The sequence below is a fragment of the Burkholderia sp. MSMB2157WGS genome (genome assembly GCF_001532755.1).
GTDB lineage: Bacteria > Pseudomonadota > Gammaproteobacteria > Burkholderiales > Burkholderiaceae > Burkholderia.
On the sequence record NZ_LPJG01000030.1, the window covers coordinates 528,565 to 547,269 of the forward strand.

General features: G+C 69.1%; 15 protein-coding genes. 11 read left to right on the forward strand and 4 right to left on the reverse strand.

Annotation, left to right across the window (positions count from 1 at the left end):
* Window positions 1-284: 284 nt before the first annotated feature.
* A complete protein-coding gene (locus WT53_RS20960; protein ID WP_006479115.1) occupies window positions 285-767 on the reverse strand; it encodes an Lrp/AsnC family transcriptional regulator in 483 nt (160 codons plus the stop codon).
* Between the two features lie 283 nt (window positions 768-1,050).
* Between WT53_RS20960 and WT53_RS20965 the strand changes: the two genes are divergently transcribed.
* The 3 genes from WT53_RS20965 to WT53_RS20975 all read left to right on the forward strand — a co-directional run bounded on the left by WT53_RS20965 (window position 1,051) and on the right by WT53_RS20975 (window position 4,511).
* A complete protein-coding gene (locus WT53_RS20965; RefSeq protein WP_034204905.1) occupies window positions 1,051-1,707 on the forward strand; it encodes a LysE family translocator in 657 nt (218 codons plus the stop codon).
* A gap of 242 nt (window positions 1,708-1,949) precedes the next feature.
* Window positions 1,950-2,381 carry a YqaA family protein gene (locus WT53_RS20970; RefSeq protein WP_034204906.1) on the forward strand — a complete coding sequence of 144 codons (432 nt, stop codon included), beginning with the start codon at window positions 1,950-1,952 and terminating at the stop codon, window positions 2,379-2,381.
* Window positions 2,382-2,528: 147 nt separating this feature from the next.
* Complete coding sequence (locus WT53_RS20975; protein WP_034204907.1) at window positions 2,529-4,511, forward strand: methyl-accepting chemotaxis protein; 1,983 nt, start codon at window positions 2,529-2,531, stop codon at window positions 4,509-4,511.
* A gap of 46 nt (window positions 4,512-4,557) precedes the next feature.
* Here WT53_RS20975 and WT53_RS20980 read toward each other — a convergent pair whose 3' ends face one another.
* The gene (locus tag WT53_RS20980) at window positions 4,558-6,210 is read right to left on the reverse strand and encodes an acyl-CoA synthetase (RefSeq protein ID WP_060261230.1); all 1,653 of its coding nucleotides are present in this window, start codon (window positions 6,208-6,210) and stop codon (window positions 4,558-4,560) included.
* A gap of 168 nt (window positions 6,211-6,378) precedes the next feature.
* Here WT53_RS20980 and WT53_RS20985 point away from each other — a divergent pair, with 168 nt between their 5' ends.
* The 7 genes from WT53_RS20985 (at window position 6,379) to WT53_RS21015 (ending at window position 16,239) form a co-directional block, all read left to right on the forward strand.
* Complete coding sequence (locus tag WT53_RS20985; RefSeq protein ID WP_034204909.1) at window positions 6,379-7,122, forward strand: Crp/Fnr family transcriptional regulator; 744 nt, start codon at window positions 6,379-6,381, stop codon at window positions 7,120-7,122.
* A 185-nt stretch (window positions 7,123-7,307) separates the two neighbouring features.
* Window positions 7,308-10,556 (forward strand): efflux RND transporter permease subunit, encoded by a 3,249-nt coding sequence (locus tag WT53_RS20990; RefSeq protein ID WP_034204910.1) that lies wholly within the window; start codon window positions 7,308-7,310, stop codon window positions 10,554-10,556.
* A gap of 36 nt (window positions 10,557-10,592) precedes the next feature.
* Window positions 10,593-11,825, forward strand: coding sequence for an efflux RND transporter periplasmic adaptor subunit (locus WT53_RS20995; protein WP_034204911.1), 1,233 nt, complete (start codon window positions 10,593-10,595; stop codon window positions 11,823-11,825).
* 5 nt (window positions 11,826-11,830) lie between these two features.
* Complete coding sequence (locus WT53_RS21000; protein WP_060262087.1) at window positions 11,831-13,342, forward strand: efflux transporter outer membrane subunit; 1,512 nt, start codon at window positions 11,831-11,833, stop codon at window positions 13,340-13,342.
* A gap of 33 nt (window positions 13,343-13,375) precedes the next feature.
* Entirely contained in the window at window positions 13,376-14,071 is a 696-nt protein-coding gene (locus WT53_RS21005) for a heavy metal response regulator transcription factor (protein WP_059505120.1), read from the forward strand.
* A complete protein-coding gene (locus WT53_RS21010; protein ID WP_060261235.1) occupies window positions 14,068-15,552 on the forward strand; it encodes a heavy metal sensor histidine kinase in 1,485 nt (494 codons plus the stop codon). The genes WT53_RS21005 and WT53_RS21010 overlap by 4 nt, the downstream gene beginning before the upstream one ends.
* Before the next feature lie 99 nt (window positions 15,553-15,651).
* Window positions 15,652-16,239 carry a LysE family translocator gene (locus tag WT53_RS21015; protein ID WP_034204914.1) on the forward strand — a complete coding sequence of 196 codons (588 nt, stop codon included), beginning with the start codon at window positions 15,652-15,654 and terminating at the stop codon, window positions 16,237-16,239.
* A gap of 20 nt (window positions 16,240-16,259) precedes the next feature.
* Here the strand turns inward: WT53_RS21015 and WT53_RS21020 are convergent, their stop codons facing one another.
* The gene (locus WT53_RS21020; RefSeq protein WP_060261238.1) at window positions 16,260-17,105 is read right to left on the reverse strand and encodes an AraC family transcriptional regulator; all 846 of its coding nucleotides are present in this window, start codon (window positions 17,103-17,105) and stop codon (window positions 16,260-16,262) included.
* 362 nt (window positions 17,106-17,467) lie between these two features.
* On the opposite strand from WT53_RS21020, the gene WT53_RS21025 reads away from it, so the two are divergent.
* Window positions 17,468-18,262 carry an SDR family NAD(P)-dependent oxidoreductase gene (locus WT53_RS21025; RefSeq protein WP_034204916.1) on the forward strand — a complete coding sequence of 265 codons (795 nt, stop codon included), beginning with the start codon at window positions 17,468-17,470 and terminating at the stop codon, window positions 18,260-18,262.
* Between the two features lie 45 nt (window positions 18,263-18,307).
* Here WT53_RS21025 and WT53_RS21030 read toward each other — a convergent pair whose 3' ends face one another.
* On the reverse strand, window positions 18,308-18,682 hold the full coding sequence (locus tag WT53_RS21030; RefSeq protein WP_034204917.1) for a hypothetical protein: 375 nt from the start codon (window positions 18,680-18,682) through the stop codon (window positions 18,308-18,310).
* Window positions 18,683-18,705: the final 23 nt, after the last annotated feature.

The following is an 18,705-nucleotide window of genomic DNA, read 5'->3' on the forward strand; positions in this document are numbered from 1 at the left end:
TTTCAAGATCGTCTCGAGGCCGTGTTTCAGGCCGTGTGCAGCCCGAGATCGGCGCCGATTGATACGGATTGCCGCCGGCCGCATGCCTCGGCCCAAAGCCGTTCCCGGCCGGCCCGCGATCGTGCCCGGCCATCGCGGACGGAAGATTCTTCCGTTTTCGCGTGTTCGCCGGCCGTCTCCCTAGCGAGCCGTCGCCGTCGGCCGTTCGCCGGTTTCGTCCGCGCCAGCGCGTCGCCGCCAACGCCCGCCGTTGCAACGACGGCCGCGCGCGCGGCTCCGCTCCGTCACACCTGAATCGAAGGCACGTCCTTCATGCACCGCAGCGCGAACATCGAGCGGCTGTGGCGGATGCTCGAAATCCGGTACAGCTTTTCGCGCAGGAAGCGCTCGTAGCCGGCCGTGCCGTCCACCGCCACCTTGATCCAGTAGTCGTACTCCCCCGACACCAGATACGCCTCGAGCACCTCCGGCAGCGCCGCCAGCTCGGCGCCGAAGCGCGCCAGCGCGTCGTCCTCGTGGCGATCGAGCGTGACTTCGAGGATCACGATGTCCGCATAGCCGAGCTTGCGCTGGTTGACCAGCGCGACATAGCCGTCGATGTAGCCGTCGAGTTCGAGTTGTCGCGTGCGGTTCCAGCAGGCGGTGGTCGACATGCCGATCTGTTCGGCCAGTTCGGCGTTCGACAGACGCGCATTTTTCTGCAATGCACCGAGGATCTTGCGGTCCTGATTGTCGAGCGTTTTCGGCGTGCGTTCGCGGGTAGCCATGACAGGAAGAATCTTCTACTGAAAATCGGCATTCTATCTGAACAGGATTCCGGTTTCAGGTCCATTTTGCTGGAAAACAGGAAGCCTTTTAACCGGGCCGCTTGATACATTTTCTCCATGCCTGCTGGCCGGCACGCTCCCCGCGATACCCGTCGCAGCGGGACGCACGGCCGCAATCACGAGTTGCGGTGCCGGCCTGCAGGCATGCGATTCCCCGCCGCCCGCACGCCTATCCGACCGCGTGCGGGGCCGGTGCCTGCGTCCCCGTTCCTGCCTGTCCGTCATGTCGTTCAAGCTTTATCTGTCGTTCCTCGCCGCTTCCGTCGTCCTCATCTACGCGCCAGGCCCCGTCAACCTGCTCACGATGAACCAGGCGCTGCGCACCGGCTGGCGCCGCGCGCTGCCGTGCGTGTGGGGCGGCACGCTCGCCGTGCTGCTGCAACTCGCGCTGACCGCGCTGTGCCTGAATTCGCTGGTCCACCTCGACGAACACGCGCTGACCGCGCTGCGCTGGGCCGGCGCCGCATATCTCGTCTGGCTCGGCGGCAAGCAATGGCTGAGTCGCGCGCCAGGCGGTGCAGCCGGGGCACCGGCCGACGCCGGCGCCGGAACGGCGAGCGCCGCGCCGGACACCGACACCGGGCGCGCGCTGTTCTGGCGCGGCGTCGCGACTTCCGGGCTGAATCCGAAGACGCTGCTGTTCTTTCCGTCGTTCTTTCCGCAGTTCATCAGCCCGAATGCCGACTGGAGCCTGAACCTTCAATACCTGCTGCTCGCCGCGACGTTCGCGCTGCTGTTCGCGGGCGGCGTCGCGTCGATGGCGCTGTTCTCGCATCGGCTGAGCCGCGCGTTGCAGCGGCCGGCGCGCATGCGTGCGATGAACCGCGTGACGGGCGGGTTGCTCGTCGGGATGGGCGCGATCATGGTCGGCTGGAATTGAACGGCCGCGCGGACGGTCGCGCGCGTGAGCGTGGCCGCGCCCTGCACGGCTGCGGCCGTTGACGCCCGACAACGTGTTCTTGCCGCAACGGTTCGCCCGCACCGGTCGACGACGAACCGGTCGACAAGTCGACGATTCCGAACCGCCGTTCGGCACGGCCGATGCCGCGTTGATGCCGCGCGCCGGCGATCCCGGAGCCGTGTGACCCCGGCCCGCCGCCGCGCGGCCGGTACAATCGCGCGATGTCCGAATTGCTCACCTACGGCGGCCTGTTCGCCGTGTCGATGGTCGCCGCGACCCTGTTCCCGCTGCAATCCGAAGCCGTGCTCGCCGGCCTGCTGCTGGCCGGGCGCGAGCCTGTGTGGGCTTTGGTGTTCGTCGCGAGCGTCGGCAATGTCGCCGGGTCGGCGATCAACTGGGCGCTCGGCCGAGGGATCGAGCATTTCCGCGAGCGCCGCTGGTTTCCGGTCAAGCCGTCCGCGCTCGCGCGCGCCGAGCGCTGGTATGCGCGCTACGGCCGCTGGTCGCTGCTGCTGAGCTGGGCGCCGGTGATCGGCGATCCGCTGACGATGATCGCCGGCGTGCTGCGCGAGCCGCTGCCCACGTTTCTCGCGATCGTGACGATCGCGAAGGTCGGCCGCTATCTGGCCGTCGCGTGGCTCGTGACGCACTGAAACCGTCCGTCATCCGGTTGCGCGGGTCGAGCCGACGCATGCCGCCGCCGTGCGCGCGCCGCTAAAGAATTCGCCGAAACTGCCGATGACCCGTCGACAAGCGGTGACGCGTGCGTTCCGCCCCTCTCTCCCCACTCAGGATCCCGTATGAGATTGACCCAATTGGGCCGGGTGAGCGTCGGTACGCGTCTTGCCGCGCTGGCGTGCGCGCTCGTTGCACTGCTGTTCACCGTTTTCGCGTGGGCGCTCGCCCATTTTGCCGGCCAGCAACTCGCCGACGAGGCGCACGCACGGATCGCCGACAAGGAGCAGTCGATCGGCGCGATGGTCGAGCTGTTCGACAAGGCGCTGTCGGCCGAAGCGACACGCGCGATGACGCTGTTCGCGAGCTTCCTGCCGGCCGATTTCGCGCTCGATCCGGCACGCACCGTCGACATCGGCGGCGTCGCCGCGCCGACGCTGTCCGCCGGCGGCCAGCCGCTCGACCTCGACTATTCGATTCCCGACCAGTTTCTGAAGAAAAGCGGTGCGATCGCGACGATCTTCGCGCGCGACGGCGACGACTTCGTGCGCATCACGACGTCGCTGAAGAAGCAGGACGGCGCGCGCGCGGTCGGCACGAAGCTCGACCGCGCCGGCCCCGCGTACGCGCCGCTGGTCGCCGGGCGCAGCTACACCGGCCTCGCGAAGCTGTTCGGCCGGCCGTACATCACGCAGTACAAGCCGGTGACCGACGCGACCGGCCGCGTGATCGGCGCGCTGTTCGTCGGCCTCGACATCGGCGCCGAGCTCAAGCTCGTCGAAGACGGCATCCGCTCGCTGAAAATCGGCGACAACGGCTACTACTTCGTGCTCGATGCATCGCAGGGTCCGTCGCGCGGCGCGTTCGTCGTGCATCCCGACGCGGCGGGCCAACCGGCCGACGGCACGCGCGCGCCCTACGCGCAGATGCTCGCGGCCGGCCAGGGCCGGCTCGCGTACACGTCGACCGACCCGGCTGCGCACGACCGCGGGCCGACCGCGAAAGTCGTGTCGTTCACGACGATTCCGCAGTGGCAATGGCTCGTCGGCGGCATCGCGCTCGACGACGAACTGCTCGCCACCATGCGCGCCACCCGCAACCGTTTCCTGATGATCGGCGCCGTGCTCGTCGCGGCGTTCGCGACGCTGTTCGTCATCGTCGTGCGGCGCGTCGTGAGCCGGCCGCTGGAAGCCGCGGCACGCGCGTCCGAGCGCTATGCGGCGGGCGACCTCAGCGTGCGTATCCGCGACGGCGCGAACGCGCACGACAGCGCGGGCAACGACGAGATCGGCCGGCTCGTGCAGGCCGTCGACGGGATCGGCGACGGCCTCGCGCGAATCGTCGCGCAGGTGCGCAACAGCGCGGCCGACATCGCGCACGGCACGGTCGGCATCGCGGCCGGTAGCGGCGACATCGCCGCGCGCATCGCGACGCAAGCGAGCAGCGTCGAACAGACGGCCGCGAGCATGGAACAGATCACCGCCGCCGTGCAGCAGAGCGCCGAGCATGCGGCGCAAGCCAACGCGCTGGTCGCGGACGCATCGGCCGCCGCGACGAACGGCGACGCCGCGGTGCAGCGCGTGGTCGCGACGATGGACGACATCGGCCGCGCGACGCGCCGGATCGCCGAGATCACCGGCGCGATCGAAGGCATCGCGTTCCAGACCAACATCCTCGCGCTGAACGCGGCCGTCGAGGCCGCCCGCGCGGGCGAACACGGCAAGGGCTTCGCGGTGGTCGCGGCCGAGGTGCGCGCGCTCGCGCAACGCAGCGCGGCCGCGGTCAAGGAGATCGACACGCTGAGCACCGAATCGTCGACGACGGTCGAACAGGGTTACCGGATCGCGGACGCCGCGCGCGGCACGATGCGCGACATCGTCGCGCGGGTCGACCAGGTCCGCACGCTGATCGGCGAGATCAGCGCCGCGTCGCGCGAACAATCGACCGGCATCGAGCAGGTGAATCTGGCCGTCACGCAGATCGGCGACGCGACGCAGCAGAATGCGAGGCTGATCTCGGACGCCGAGCGCGCGGCCGTCGCGTTGCGCGACCAGGCCGCGCAACTGTCGGAGGCGGTGAGCGTGTTCCGGCTGGCGCGCGGCGCGTAATCTCGCGATCGTCGACGCGCGGCGGCGGAAAGCCCGCCGCCTGCTTCTACTTCTTCTCGCCGGCCAGATCGATCGCCTTGTCCGAGCCGACCGCATGGCGCAACTGGAACTTCTGGATCTTGCCGGTCGACGTCTTCGGCAGCTCGCCGAAGCGCACGGCCTTCGGCACCTTGAAGCCCGCGAGCAGTTGCCGGCAGTGCGCGACGATCTCCTCCTCGGTCGCGCTCGCGCCTTCGCGCAGCTCGACGAACGCGCACGGCACCTCGCCCCATTTCGGGTCGGGCATCGCGACGACGGCCGCCACGGCGACGGCCGGATGGCGGTACAGCGCGTCCTCGACCTCGATGCTCGAGATGTTCTCGCCGCCCGAGATGATGATGTCCTTCTTGCGATCCTTGATCCGGATATAGCCGTCCGGCATCAGCACCGCGAGATCGCCGGTATGGAACCAGCCGCCGCGAAACGCCTCGTCGGTCGCCTTCGGGTTCTTCAGGTAGCCCTTCATGCAGATGTTGCCGCGGAACATGATCTCGCCGAGCGTTTCGCCGTCGGCCGGCACCGGCGTCATCGTGTCGGGATCGAGCACCGTCGCGCCCGCTTCGAGGTGATAGCGCACGCCCTGGCGCGCATTGAGCCGCGCGCGTTCCTCGTCGGACGCTGCTTCCCAGTGCGCCTGCTTCGCGCAGACGGTCGCCGGGCCGTAGACCTCGGTCAGCCCGTACACGTGCAGCAGGTCGAAGCCGATCTCCTTCATCTTCGCGATCACGGCCGGCGCGGGCGCCGCGCCCGCGACCATCGCGTGCACCGTATGGTCGATGCCGTCGCGAAGCTCGGCCGGTGCGTTCGCGATCGCGCTCTGCACGATCGGCGCGCCGCAGTAGTGCGTGATGCGCTCGCGACGGATCAGGTCGAACACGGTCTTCGCGTCGAACTTGCGCAGGCACACGTTCACGCCCGCGCGCGCCGCGACGGCCCACGGGAAACACCAGCCGTTGCAGTGGAACATCGGCAGCGTCCACAGATACACCGCGTGCTTCGGCATGTCCCATTCGAGGATGTTGCTGATCGCCGCGAGATACGCGCCGCGATGGTGGTAGACGACACCCTTCGGATCGCCCGTCGTGCCCGACGTGTAGTTCAGCGCGATCGCCTCCCATTCGTCGGCGGGCGGCGTCCATGCGTAGTCGGGGTCGCCGCCGGCGACGAACGCCTCGTAGTCGGTCGCGCCCGCGAAACGGTCGGGATCCGCCGGCATCGCGTCGGCCACGCTGACGATCTTCAGGCCCGGCACCTCGAGCGCCGCGCGGCGCGCGACCTCCGCGTATTCGGTGTCGACGATCAGCACCTTCGCCTCGCCGTGACGCAGCATGAACAGCACCGACGACACGTCGAGCCGCGTGTTGATCGTGTTCAGCACGGCGCCGGCCATCGGCACGCCGAAGTGCGCCTCGACCATCGCCGGGATGTTCGGCAGCAGCGCCGCGACCGTGTCGCCGCGTGCGACGCCGGCTCGCGCGAGCGCGCTCGCCAGTTGCTTTGCCCGCGTATGGGTTTCGCCCCACGTGCGCCGCACGTCGCCGTGCACGATCGCCGTGCGCTCGCCGTAGACTTCGGCCGCGCGGACCAGAAAATCGATCGGCGTGAGCGGGACGTAGTTGGCGTCGCGGCGGCCGAGCCCGGCCTCGAACATCTGCGTCATGATCCTGTCTCCCGTGTTCTGTCGACCAGGGCGCCTGCACCCCGGAGCGTTTTGATGTGGTTCAATTGCCGACAGCCTAACGGGCGCTATTGTGAGCCGTCTGTCGTCGAAACGACAGAGTGCCGCTCGAGCGCTGCGCGTTATCCCTATCCTCGCAAACCCGCACCCATGCACGACCACCCCGACGCGGCCGCCGCCCCCGCCGACACGCTTCCCGAACCGGGCCCGCTGCCGCCGCTGGCGACGCTGTTCGGCCAGTGCGCGTGGTTCCGCACGCTGGCGCCCGAACACCAGGCGCTCGTGCTCGCCCAGTCGCACGTCGCGCAGTGCGAAGCCGGCGACGTGATCGCGCACCGGCTCGCGCCGTCCGCATACTGGATCGGCGTCCATCGGGGGCTGCTGAAGCTCGCGATCTTCAACGCGTCGGGACGCGGCTGCACGTTTTCCGGCGTGCCGTCGGGCGGCTGGTTCGGCGAAGGCAGCGTGATCAAGCGCGAGCGGCGCAAGTACGAGGTCGTCGCGATCCAGCGCTCGACCGTGCTGTTCGTGCCGGTCGACACGTTCCATGCGCTGCTCGACACGAGCCTGCCGTTCACGCGCTTCGTGATTCATCAGTTGAACAACCGGATGGGCGAATTCATCGCGTCGATCCAGAACAGCCGGCTGCTCGATGTCGACGCACGGGTCGCGCAAGCGCTCGCGCAGCTCTTCAACCCCGCGCTGTACCCGGATACCGGCCCGTCGCTGTCGATCTCGCAGGAGGAACTGGGGATGCTCGTCGGCGTGTCGCGCCAGCGGATCAACCAGGCGCTGCAGCAGCTCGAGAAGCTCGGCGCGTTGCGGCTCGCGTACAACCAGATCGACGTCGTCGATCTCGACGCGCTCGCCCGCTTCGGCATGGAGCAGCTGTGAGCGCCGCCCGATGCGCGAAACCGCCGCCATCGCGGCGGGGCATTTCGTCCGCGGAATCGGCCGACGGCCGGCGCACCCCAACCTGACGATTCAGCCAGTTTCGCGACAGTAACCCGTGCCGGCCCGACGCCTATCATTCGGGTTCCCTTCACCGACGCCCGATCACCGCCTGTTCCGCCGCCTCCATGTGGATCGTCAATCTCGCGCTCAGGCGCCCCTACACGTTCATCGTCATGGCCATCATGATCGTGCTGGCCACCCCGCTTGCGCTGATGCGCACCCCGGTCGACGTGCTGCCCGCGATCAACATCCCGGTGATCAGCGTGATCTGGAATTACACCGGCTTCTCCGCGACGGAGATGACGAACCGCATCACGTCCGTGCATGAACGGATCCTGACGACGACCGTCAACAACATCCAGCACGTCGAATCGACGTCGCTGCCCGGCATCGCGGTCGTGAAGGTGTTCCTGCAACCGGGTGCGAACGTGCAGACGGCGATCGCGCAGACGGTCTCGTCCGCGCAGGCGATCGTGCGACAGATGCCGCAGGGCGCGACGCCGCCGCTCGTGATCACCTATTCCGCGTCGAGCATTCCGGTGATCCAGCTCGGGCTGTCGAGCAAGACGCTCAGCGAACAGTCGCTCGCCGACATCGCGCTGAACTTCCTGCGCCCGCAACTGATCACGGTGCCGGGCGTGCAGATTCCGTTCCCGTACGGCGGGCGCACGCGCGTGGTCGCGATCGACCTCGATCCGCAGGCGCTGCTCGCGAAGGGCCTGACGCCGGCCGACATCGTCAACGCGGTCAACGCGCAGAACCTCGTGCTGCCGACCGGCACCGCGAAGATGGGCCAGACCGAGTACCGGATCGACACGAACGCGTCGGCCGATACGGTCGCCGACATCAACGACCTGCCGGTCCAGACCGTCAACGGCGCGACGACCTACCTGCGCGAGGTGGCGTCGGTACGCGACGGCTTCGCGCCGCAAACCAACGTCGTGCGCCAGAACGGCCAGCGCGGCGTGCTCATCTCGATCCTGAAAAGCGGCGACGCATCGACGCTCAAGGTCGTGTCGGACCTGAAGGCGCTGCTGCCGAAGGTGATCCCGACGCTGCCCGAGGGGCTCGCGATCACGCCGCTGTTCGACCAGTCGGTGTTCGTCGACGCGGCCGTCCAGGGCGTGATCCACGAGGCGCTGATCGCCGCCGTGCTGACCGCGATGATGATCCTGCTGTTCCTCGGCAACTGGCGCAGCACGCTGATCATCGCGATCTCGATCCCGCTGTCGATCTTCACGTCGCTGATCGCGCTGTCCGCGCTCGGCGAGACCATCAACATCATGACGCTCGGCGGCCTCGCGCTCGCGGTCGGCATTCTCGTCGACGATGCGACCGTCACGATCGAGAACATCGAGCGGCATCTGCATCTCGGCACGCGCCGGGCCGCCCCTGGCGTGCCGAGCAGCCCCCTCGGGGGGCAGCGACCGGAGGGAGCGTGGGGGTCGTCGTTCGGCACCAACCTGCACGACGCGATCCTCGAAGGCGCCGGCGAGATTGCGGTGCCCGCGCTCGTGTCGACGCTGTGCATCTGCATCGTGTTCGTGCCGATGTTCTTTCTGACCGGCGTCGCGCGTTTCCTGTTCGTGCCGCTCGCCGAAGCCGTGGTGTTCGCGATGCTCGCGTCGTACGTGCTGTCGCGCACGCTGGTGCCGACGCTCGCGATGCTGCTGTTCCGCCCGCAGCAGGCGAGCACCGGCTCCGGCCATTCCACGTCGCGCTTCGCACGCATTCATCACGCGTTCAACGCGGCGTTCGAACGGCTGCGCGCGTGGTACATCGTGCTGCTCAGCATCCTGCTCGTGCGCCGCCGCTTTTACGCGCTGTGCTTCCTCGGCTTCTGCGTGGCGTCGACGGGCCTCGTGTTCGTGCTCGGCCGCGACTTCTTCCCGAACGCCGATTCCGGCAACATCCGTCTGCACCTGCGCGCGCCGACCGGCTACCGGATCGAGGAAACCGCACGCCTCGCCGACCAGGTCGAGCGCGTGATCCGCGCCACCGTGCCGCCCGACGAGCTCGGCGCGATCGTCGATAACCTCGGGCTGCCGGTGAGCGGCATCAACCTGTCGTACAGCAACGCCGGCACGATCGGCACGCTCGACGGCGAGCTGCTGATCGCGCTCAAGCCCGGCCACCGCGCAACCGGCCACTACGTGCAGACGCTGCGCACGCTGCTGCCGCAACGCTTCCCGGGCGTCGAGTTCTTCTTCCAGCCGTCGGACATCATCACGCAGATCCTCAACTTCGGGCAGCCGGCCGCGATCGACGTGCAAGTGCTCGGCAACGATCTCGCGAGTAACATGACCATTGCGAGCAACCTGATGAAAAAGATCAGGCAAATCCCCGGCGCCGTCGACGTGCACGTGCTGCAACGCAACGACGAGCCGACCCTGCTGGCCGACATGGACCGTACGCGCATGCAGCAGCTCAATCTCTCCGCCCAGAACGTCGCGCAGAACATGCTGATCTCGCTGTCGGGGAGTTCGCAGACGACGCCGTCGTTCTGGATCAACCCCCGCACCGGCGTCCAGTACCCGCTGCAGATCCAGACCCCGCAATACAACCTCTCGTCGGTCGACGACCTGCTCGGCACGCCGATCTCGGCCGGCGGCCGCACGGGCATGCCGCTGCAACTGCTCGGCAATCTGGTGCAGGTGCGCAGTGCCGCGAACCCGGCCGTGATCACGCACTTCAACATCCGCCCGGCGATCGACGTATACGCGAGCGTCGAGGGCCGCGATCTCGGCGCGGTCGCGGGCGAGATCGACCGCATCGTCGCGGACGCGCGCGCGACGCTGCCGCGCGGCACCAGCCTCGCGATGCGCGGCCAGATCGAGACGATGCGCACGTCGTATCTCGGCCTCGGCGCGGGTGTCGCGATGGCGATCGTGCTCGTCTATCTGCTGATCGTCGTCAATTTCCAGTCGTGGCTCGACCCGCTGATCATCGTCAGCGCGATGCCGGCCGCGCTCGCCGGCATCGCGTGGATGCTGTTCGTCACGGGCACGCACCTGAGCGTGCCCGCGTTGACGGGCGCGATCATGACGGTCGGCGTCGCGACCGCGAACAGCATTCTCGTCGTGTCGTTCGCGCGGCAACGCCTCGCGGACGGCGCGCCGCCGCTCACGGCCGCGCTGGAGGCCGGCGCGACACGGATCCGGCCGGTGCTGATGACGGCGCTCGCGATGATCATCGGGATGGTGCCGATGGCGCTCGGCCTCGGCGAAGGCGCCGAGCAAAACGCGCCGCTCGGCCGCGCGGTGATCGGCGGGCTGCTGTTCGCGACCGTTTCGACCTTGCTGTTCGTGCCGCTCGTGTTCGGCGGCGTGCATTCGCGGCTGGCCCGGCGGCGCGCGCGCCGGGCCGGACACTGACTTTCGCCCCACTACCCGGTTGAATTGGTTGAATTCATGGAAGAGAAACATCACAGCGCCGTCGGCATTCAGGTGGACGAACACGGCATGCACCTGCCGGCGCGCGCGTCGGTGTCGCGACGCGCGCGCATCGTCGCGATCGTGATCGGCGTGCTGCTGGCCGCCGGCGCCGCGCGCACGCTCATCGTCAACGGGCTGAACCGCAGCCGGCTCGACGCGGTCGCCGAGCAGAACACGCGCCAGTACGTGAGCGTCGCGCATCCGGTCGACGCGGCCACCGGCGGCAAGCTGACGCTGCCCGGCACGCTGCGCGGCTTCGTCGAGGCGCCGATCTATGCGCGCGCGAGCGGCTACGTGCTGCGCTGGCATGCCGACATCGGCGCGCACGTGAAGCAAGGGCAAACGCTCGCCGAACTCGACACGCCGGAACTGAACCAGGAACTGGCGCAAGCCACCGCGCAGCGCCAGCAGGCGCAAGCCGCGCTCGCGCTCGCGAAGACGTCGTTCGACCGCGCGCAGCAGTTGCGCCAGCGCGATGCCGTGTCGCAACAGGAGCTCGACGACCGGCAAGGCGCGTTCAACCAGGGCGCCGCGAACCTCGCCGCGGCCGATGCGAACATGCGCCGCCTCACCGAGCTGAAGGGCTTCCAGCGGATCGTCGCGCCGATCGACGGGATCGTCACGCAGCGCAACGTCGACGTCGGCGATCTCGTCAATTCCGGCAACGCGGGCCGCTCGCTGTTTTCGGTCGTGCAGGCCGACCGGCTGCGGCTGTACGTGCAGGTGCCGCAGGCGTATGCGCAGCAGGTGAAGGTCGGCCAGCACGTGAGCGTCGCGCAGGCCGAGCTGCCCGGGCGGACGTTCGACGGCACGATCACGCGCACGTCCGAGGCGATCGACGTCGCGACGCGTTCGCTGCAGATCGAGATCACGCTGCCGAACCCGGACGGGCGGCTGCTGCCCGGCGCGTACGTGCAGGCGACGCTGCCGATGACGCCGGTCGGCCGCCTGCAGGTGCCGGCCAATACGCTGCTGTTCCGCGCCGAAGGCCCGACGGTCGCGACCGTCGATGCGAACGGCCATGTGCATCTGAAAGCCGTGACCATCGCGCGCACGATCGGGCAGACGCTCGAAGTCGACGGCCCGCTGACGCCGAGCGACCGCCTCGTCGAAAACCCGAGCGACGCGCTCGCGAACGGCGACACGGTCGTCGTGCAGGCGGCGCCGGCCGCGAAGCCGGCATCCGCGGTCGCCGGAGCGAAGTCGTGAGCGCGATGCGCACGCGCCTGTGCCCGGCCGCGATCGGCGCCGTCGCGATCGTCGCGGCGGCCGCCCTCGCCGCCTGCACGGTCGGCCCGGATTACCGGCGCCCGGCCGTCGACACGCCGGCCGCGTGGCGGCTCGACCCGGCCGACGCGTACTGGCATCCGGCCGCGCCGGCCCGCGCGCCGCTCGATCCGGCCTGGTGGACCGCGTTCGGCGACGCACAGCTCGACGCGCTGGAAACCGACGCGCTGCGCAACAACCAGAACCTGAAGGCGGTGGCCGCGCGCTACGACCAGGCGAAGGCGACGCTCGCATCGGTGGCGTCCGCGCAATATCCGGCCGTCGGCCTGAACGCGAGCGGCCAGCGCTTCAAGATCTCCGCCGACCGGCCGCAGACCAACTACGCGACGAAGAGCATGTCGACCGTGCAGAACGAGATCCAGGTCGGCGCGGCGGTCAGCTACGAACTCGACCTGTTCGGCCGCGTGCGACGCGGCGTCGAAGCCGCGCAGGCCAGCTCCGAGCAGGCCCGCGACGATTTCGCGAACGCGCGCCTCGTGCTGAGCGCCGATCTCGCATCGAGCTATTTCGCGCTGCGCGAACTCGACACCGAGATCGACGTGGTCAAGCGCTCGATCGAGTTGCAGCAGAAGGCGCTCGACTACGTGAGCGCACGCCACGACCTCGGCGCGGTGTCGGGCCTCGATCTGTTGCAGCAGCGCGCGCAGCTCGACGCGACGCGCACGCAGGCACAGCTGCTGATCCAGCAGCGCGCGCAGGTCGAAACCGCGATCGCGACGCTGGTCGGCACGCCGGCCCCCGCCTTCTCGCTGCCGCCGCGCGTGGCGCCGATCAACGCGCCGGCGCTGCCGACCGGCATGCCGAGCGACCTGCTGCAGCGGCGCCCCGACGTCGCGTCGGCCGAGCGCGCGATGGCCGCCGCGAATGCGCAGATCGGCGTCGCGCGCGCCGCGTATTTCCCGCGCATCGCGCTGTCGCCGGACATCGGCTGGGACGCGACGCGCTTCGCGGGCCTGTTCACCGTGCCGGCGCTGCTGTGGTCGGTCGGCGGGTCGCTCAGTCAGCCGCTGTTCGAAGGCGGCAAGCTGAAGGCCGGCGTCGATTTCGCGCAGGCCGGCTACGTGGCCGCGCAGGCCAGCTACCGGCAGACCGTGCTCACCGCGTTCCAGGAGGTGCAAAATGCGGTGACCGGCCTGTCGGTGCTGGCGCAGGCGGCGCAGCAGGCTTCCGCGGCCGTCGACGACGCGCGCAAGCTCGTCTCGCTCGCGCAGGACCGTTACGCGGGCGGCCTGACGCCGTTCATCGACGTGCTGACGGCCCAGCAGCAGTTGCTGACGAGCGAGCGCCAGGCCGTGCAGATCCAGGGCCAGCGCGCGGCGCTCGTCGTGTTTCTCGCGAAGGCGCTCGGCGGCGGCTGGGACGGTGGTGCGGCGAACGCCCCCGCGCCGTCCGACGTCGCGTCGGCGGCCCCGCAGCGCAGCGCGGGCGTCGGCCCTTGACCCGCCCTTAACCCGGTTACGCGGACAACGAACATGAAAGTACTGATCGTCGAAGACGAACCGAAAGTCGTCGAATACCTGAAGAGCGGCCTGACCGAGGAAGGCTGGGTCGTCGACACCGCGCTCGACGGCGAGGACGGCGCGTGGAAGGCCGTCGAATTCGATTACGACGTGGTCGTGCTCGACGTGATGCTGCCGAAGCTCGACGGCTTCGGCGTGCTGCGTGCGTTGCGCGCGCAGAAGCAGACGCCCGTGATCATGCTGACCGCGCGCGATCGCGTCGACGACCGCGTGCGAGGCTTGCGCGGCGGCGCCGACGACTACCTGACCAAGCCGTTCTCGTTCCTCGAACTGATCGAACGGCTGCGGGCGCTCACGCGCCGCGCGCGCGTGCAGGAATCGACGCTGATCTCGATCGGCGACCTGCGCGTCGACCTGATCGGCCGCCGCGCGACCCGCGACGGCGCGCGGCTCGATCTGACCGCTCAGGAATTCCAGTTGCTCGGCGTGCTCGCGCGGCGCAGCGGCGAGGTGCTGTCGAAAACGACCATCGCCGAACTCGTGTGGGACGTGAACTTCGACAGCAACGCGAACGTCGTCGAGACGGCGATCAAGCGCCTGCGCGCGAAACTCGACGGCCCGTTCGCGGACAAGCTGCTGCACACGATCCGCGGCATGGGCTACGTGCTCGAGGCGCGCGAGGACGGCGACGCGGAGAAGCACGCATGAAACGCTCGATCGCCCTGCGCCTGTCGGCGATGTTCGGCATCGTGTCGCTGCTCGTGTTCACGCTGGTCGGCTGCGGGCTGTTCGTGATGATGGAGCGCCAACTGCTCGCCGAGCTGCGCGCGACCATCGATACGCGCGCGAAGGTCGCGCAGATGATCGTGTCGCATGCGACAACAGCCGCGCGCGGCCGCCTGATGCAGGAAAAACTCGCCGACCTCGAACCGCCCGACGGATCGACGCGCTATCAGGTCGACAGCCCCGACGCCGATTTCCGCTTCGGCCATCCGGTCGACGGCGTGCCCGACGGCAAACCGTTCGGCGCGTTCCAACAGTACGCGCTCAACAACAGCAGCTACAACGTGATGACGAAGACCGTCGCGATCGCGGGCAGCGGCGAGCGTCCGGACGTGAAGCTGATCGTCGCGTCGTCGTGCGAGCGCACCCAGCGGATGCTGCGCCGTTTCGCGTGGACGCTGGCCGCGCTGATCGCGACGGCCACCGTCGTCACGCTGCTGCTGAGCCGCGCGGTCGCGCGCTTCGGGCTCGCGCCGCTCGACCGGCTGTCGCAGGACGCGGCAAGCGTGAGCGCGACGAACCGCCGCCAGCGGCTGCACACCGACGCGCTGCCGACCGAGCTGCGCGATCTCGCGACGTCGTTCAACGGCGCGCTCGAACGGATCCAGCAAACCTACGCACGGCTCGAAGCGTTCAACGCGGACGTCGCGCACGAATTGCGTACGCCGATCAGCATCCTGATCGGCCAGACCCAGGTCGCGCTGACGAGCCGCGACCGCTCGGTCGAGCGGATGCGCCAGACGCTGCAGTCGAACCTCGAGGAATTCGAGCGGCTGCGCGTGATCATCAACGACATGCTGTTCCTGTCGCGCAGCGACCGCGGCGAACGCGCGACCGACCTGAAGGACGTATCGCTCGCCGACGAGGTGCGGCGCATGCTCGACTTCCTCGAAATCCCGCTCGACGAGGCGCAGTTGCGCGCCGAATTGCACGGCGACGCGCGTGCGGCCGTCGATCCGTCGCTGTTCCGCCGCGCGATGACGAACCTGCTGATCAACGCGATCCAGCATTCGGCGCCGGGCGCGACGCTGAACGTGACGATCACGCGCCGCGACACGCTCGTCGAGATGGCCGTGTCGAACCCCGGCGAGCCGATCGACCCGGTGCGGCGCTCGCACGTGTTCGAGCGCTTCTACCGGCTCGAGGAAGCGCGCGCGAACAGCAAGGAAAACCACGGGCTCGGGCTGTCGATCGTCAAGGCCGTGGCCGAGATGCACGGTGGCGGCGTGTTCGTCTCGTGCTCGGGCGGCGTCAACACGTTCGGCTTCTCGGTGTCGACGCAGCCCTGGTCGGGCGGGCCGCCGCGTCCGGCCGACGCCGTCGGCCCGGCCGATCCCGCCGGTGCCGCCGATTCGGCCGATCCGCGCGGCGCGCGGCCGGCGCACGCGCCGCGCGCGTTGCACTGACGGCGGCCGCGCGCCGCCGAGAGCAGTTTTCTTCAATACGGGCCGACGCGGCGCCCGTAGTCTCGATGCGACTTTCGACATGTCGCATGGAGACACCCGATGAGCATGCTGGTTTCGATGGCCGCGTTCGCGCTCGCCTCGTCGATCACCCCCGGTCCCGTCAACATCGTCGCGCTCAGCGCAGGCGCACGCCACGGTCTCGGCGCGAGCCTGCGCTACGCGGCCGGCGCGACGCTCGGCTTCGTCGCGCTGTTCCTGCTGATCGGCCTCGGCCTGCACGCGGCGCTCGCGCGCTGGCCGATGCTGACGACGGCCACGCAGTGGTCGGGGATCGCGTTCCTGCTGTACATGGCGCTGCGGCTCGCGCTCGACGACGGCCGACTGTCGGCCGAGCCGGACGTAGCCGGCCCGTCGGCCGCGGCGGGCGCGGCGATGCAGTGGCTCAATCCGAAGGCATGGCTCGCGTGCGTGGCCGCGATGGGTGCGTACGCGGCCGACGGCGATCGCGCGCAGATCTGGCAATTCGCCGCGCTGTATCTGGTGATCTGCTTTGCATCTATCGCATGCTGGGGCTATGCGGGCGCGTCGCTGCGGCACCGGCTCGCGAACGCGCGACGCATGCGCGTGTTCAACCGGCTGATGGCATTGCTGCTCGCGGGCAGTGCGCTGTTTCTACTCGACGTGTAGCGAGCTGGCCGCAGCTGCATTCAGCGCATGGCGCTGCGGTACTGCCCGGGCGTCGCGGCCGCGATCCGCCGGAATGCGCGCTGGAAATGTGCCTGGTCCGCAAAGCCGGCGTCGAGCGCGACTTCGGCGATCGGCCGGCCGCGGCGCAGTTCGGTGCGGCCGTACTGCACGCGCCGATCGATCAGGAACGCGTGCGGCGTCATCCCGTAACGCGCATTGAACGCGCGGATCAGGTACGACGGCGACAGGTCGGCCGCCGCGCAGATCGCATCGAGCGTGACGACCTCGCGGCAATGGGCGGCGATGTAGTCGGCCGCGCGCGCGAGCTTCGCGTTGTCGTCGCCCGGCCGCGAATCGGGCAGTTCGCGATCGAGCGCGCCGTGCAGCGCCGTGAAGAATTCGACCGCCGCGCTCTCCTTGCCGAGCGCGTCGATGCCGGGCGACACGAGCGTGCGGTAGAAGCCCCCAAATTGCGCGAACAGATCGCCGCGCTCGGTCAACTTCGGCGAAAACCCGTGAAAATCGCGGTTCGGATCGCGGCCCAGCGCGTGCTGCAGGCGCGCGAGCCACGGCACGTCGACATAGACCATCCGGTACGCCCACGCGTCGGGGCCGTACGGGTTGCATGCGTGCACCTGCTCCGGATCGATGATCACGAGCACGCCGCGCCCGACGTGTGCGTTCGTCGCACCGTTCACGTACGTGCTCGTGCCGCCAACGATCGCGCCCACCGAAAACGTGTCGTGCGTGTGCTTCGCGTAGCAGATCGCGCGCCCGTCGTCGACGGTGCGCGCCTCGATGAACGGCAGCGCGGTATCGCGCCAGAACGGCGACGGTACGGCGGATCGGTTGGCAATGCGGCTCACGCGGCGGGCTCCCGGGTCGGACGACGAACGCTCACCGTACAAGACTGTGCAGCGCCGCGCAACCGCCCCGCCGGCTTCGACGTTCGGCGCGATTGCACGCGCGAAACCGATCGCGGCACAATCCTGCCCCGCCGAAGCTTCGACACAAGATGCGGAGCATGTCGCGCTGACGCGATAACAGCCCCCGCCCTCGCTTGCAGGCATGCCGCCTGCTCGGGCGCTCGAGCCGAAAGGATCGGCTTCGCATCGACGCCGCGGACACGCTCGCGACATGGCCGATCGACCGGAATTTGCCTAAGCTTTGAATTCCGTCCGCCGCGGCACGCGCGGCGGTTCCCGTTCACTCTTCCCCCGTCACGCTCATGCAGATCGATCTGAAAGGCAAGACCGCGGTCGTCACCGCTTCCACCGCCGGCATCGGGCTCGCGATCGCCGAAGGGCTCGCGCGCGCCGGCGCGCACGTCGTCGTCAACGGCCGCAGCGATGCGTCGGTGCAGTCCGCGCTCGAGAAACTGCGCGACGCCGTGCCCGGCGCACGCTTCGACGGCGTCGCCGCCGACCTGTCCGACGCGGCCGGCGTCGCGCGCGTCACGCAGCACACGCCGGATGCCGACATTCTCGTCAACAATGCGGGCATCTACGGCCTGAAGGCGTTCTTCGACATCGACGACGCCGAATGGGAACATTATTTCCAGATCAACGTGATGTCCGGCGTGCGGCTCGCGCGGCATTACCTGAAAGGCATGATCGAACGCAATGCCGGGCGCATCGTGTTCATTTCGTCGGAATCGGGCCTGAACATCCCCGTCGACATGATTCATTACGGGTTCACGAAAACCGCGCAGTTGTCGATCGCTCGCGGCCTGGCGAAGCTTGCGGCCGGGACCCGCGTGACCGTCAATTCGGTGCTGCCGGGGCCGACGATGTCGGAAGGCGTGCGCGCAATGCTGAAGGCGCAGGCCGACGAAACGGGCCGCAGCATCGACGACGTCGCAGTGGAATTCGTGCGCAGCGAGCGCGCGAGCTCGATCATCCAGCGACCGGCGACGACGGAGGAAGTCGCGAACCTGGTCGTGTACGTCTGCTCGCCGCAGGCGTCGGCGACGACCGGCGCGGCGTTGCGCGTCGACGGCGGCGTGGTCGACACGATAGCGTGACGGCAGCATGACGCGCTCGCACTCGCGCGGCGTGCGGCCGCCGCCCTATCGCGACGCGCTCTTGCCCGCCTGAAGCGCGCCCTTGCGATCGGCGTCCATGCAGGTATCGAAGCCGTACTGCGTGACGACGCCGGCCTTGTCGAACACGACGAAGTACGGCCGGTGATCGTTGCCGTGCTCGATGAAGTAGTTGTAGCAGACGCCGCTGCCGTTGCGGACCATCCAGACGCTGCGCGGGTTGCCGGCGGCGCGGACGACGTCGGCGCGCGTCGCGCCGTGCCGCGACGCGGCCCGCGCAAGCGGCGTGCGCGAATACGAGAACGGCAGCCACGAGTCAAACCACGCACAGCCATGCAACATCAGGCAGCTGGCGGCCAGGGACAGCGTCGCTGCGGGACGGGACATCGAAATCAATCGCATGCTCGGGAAATCTGCTGCGCCGT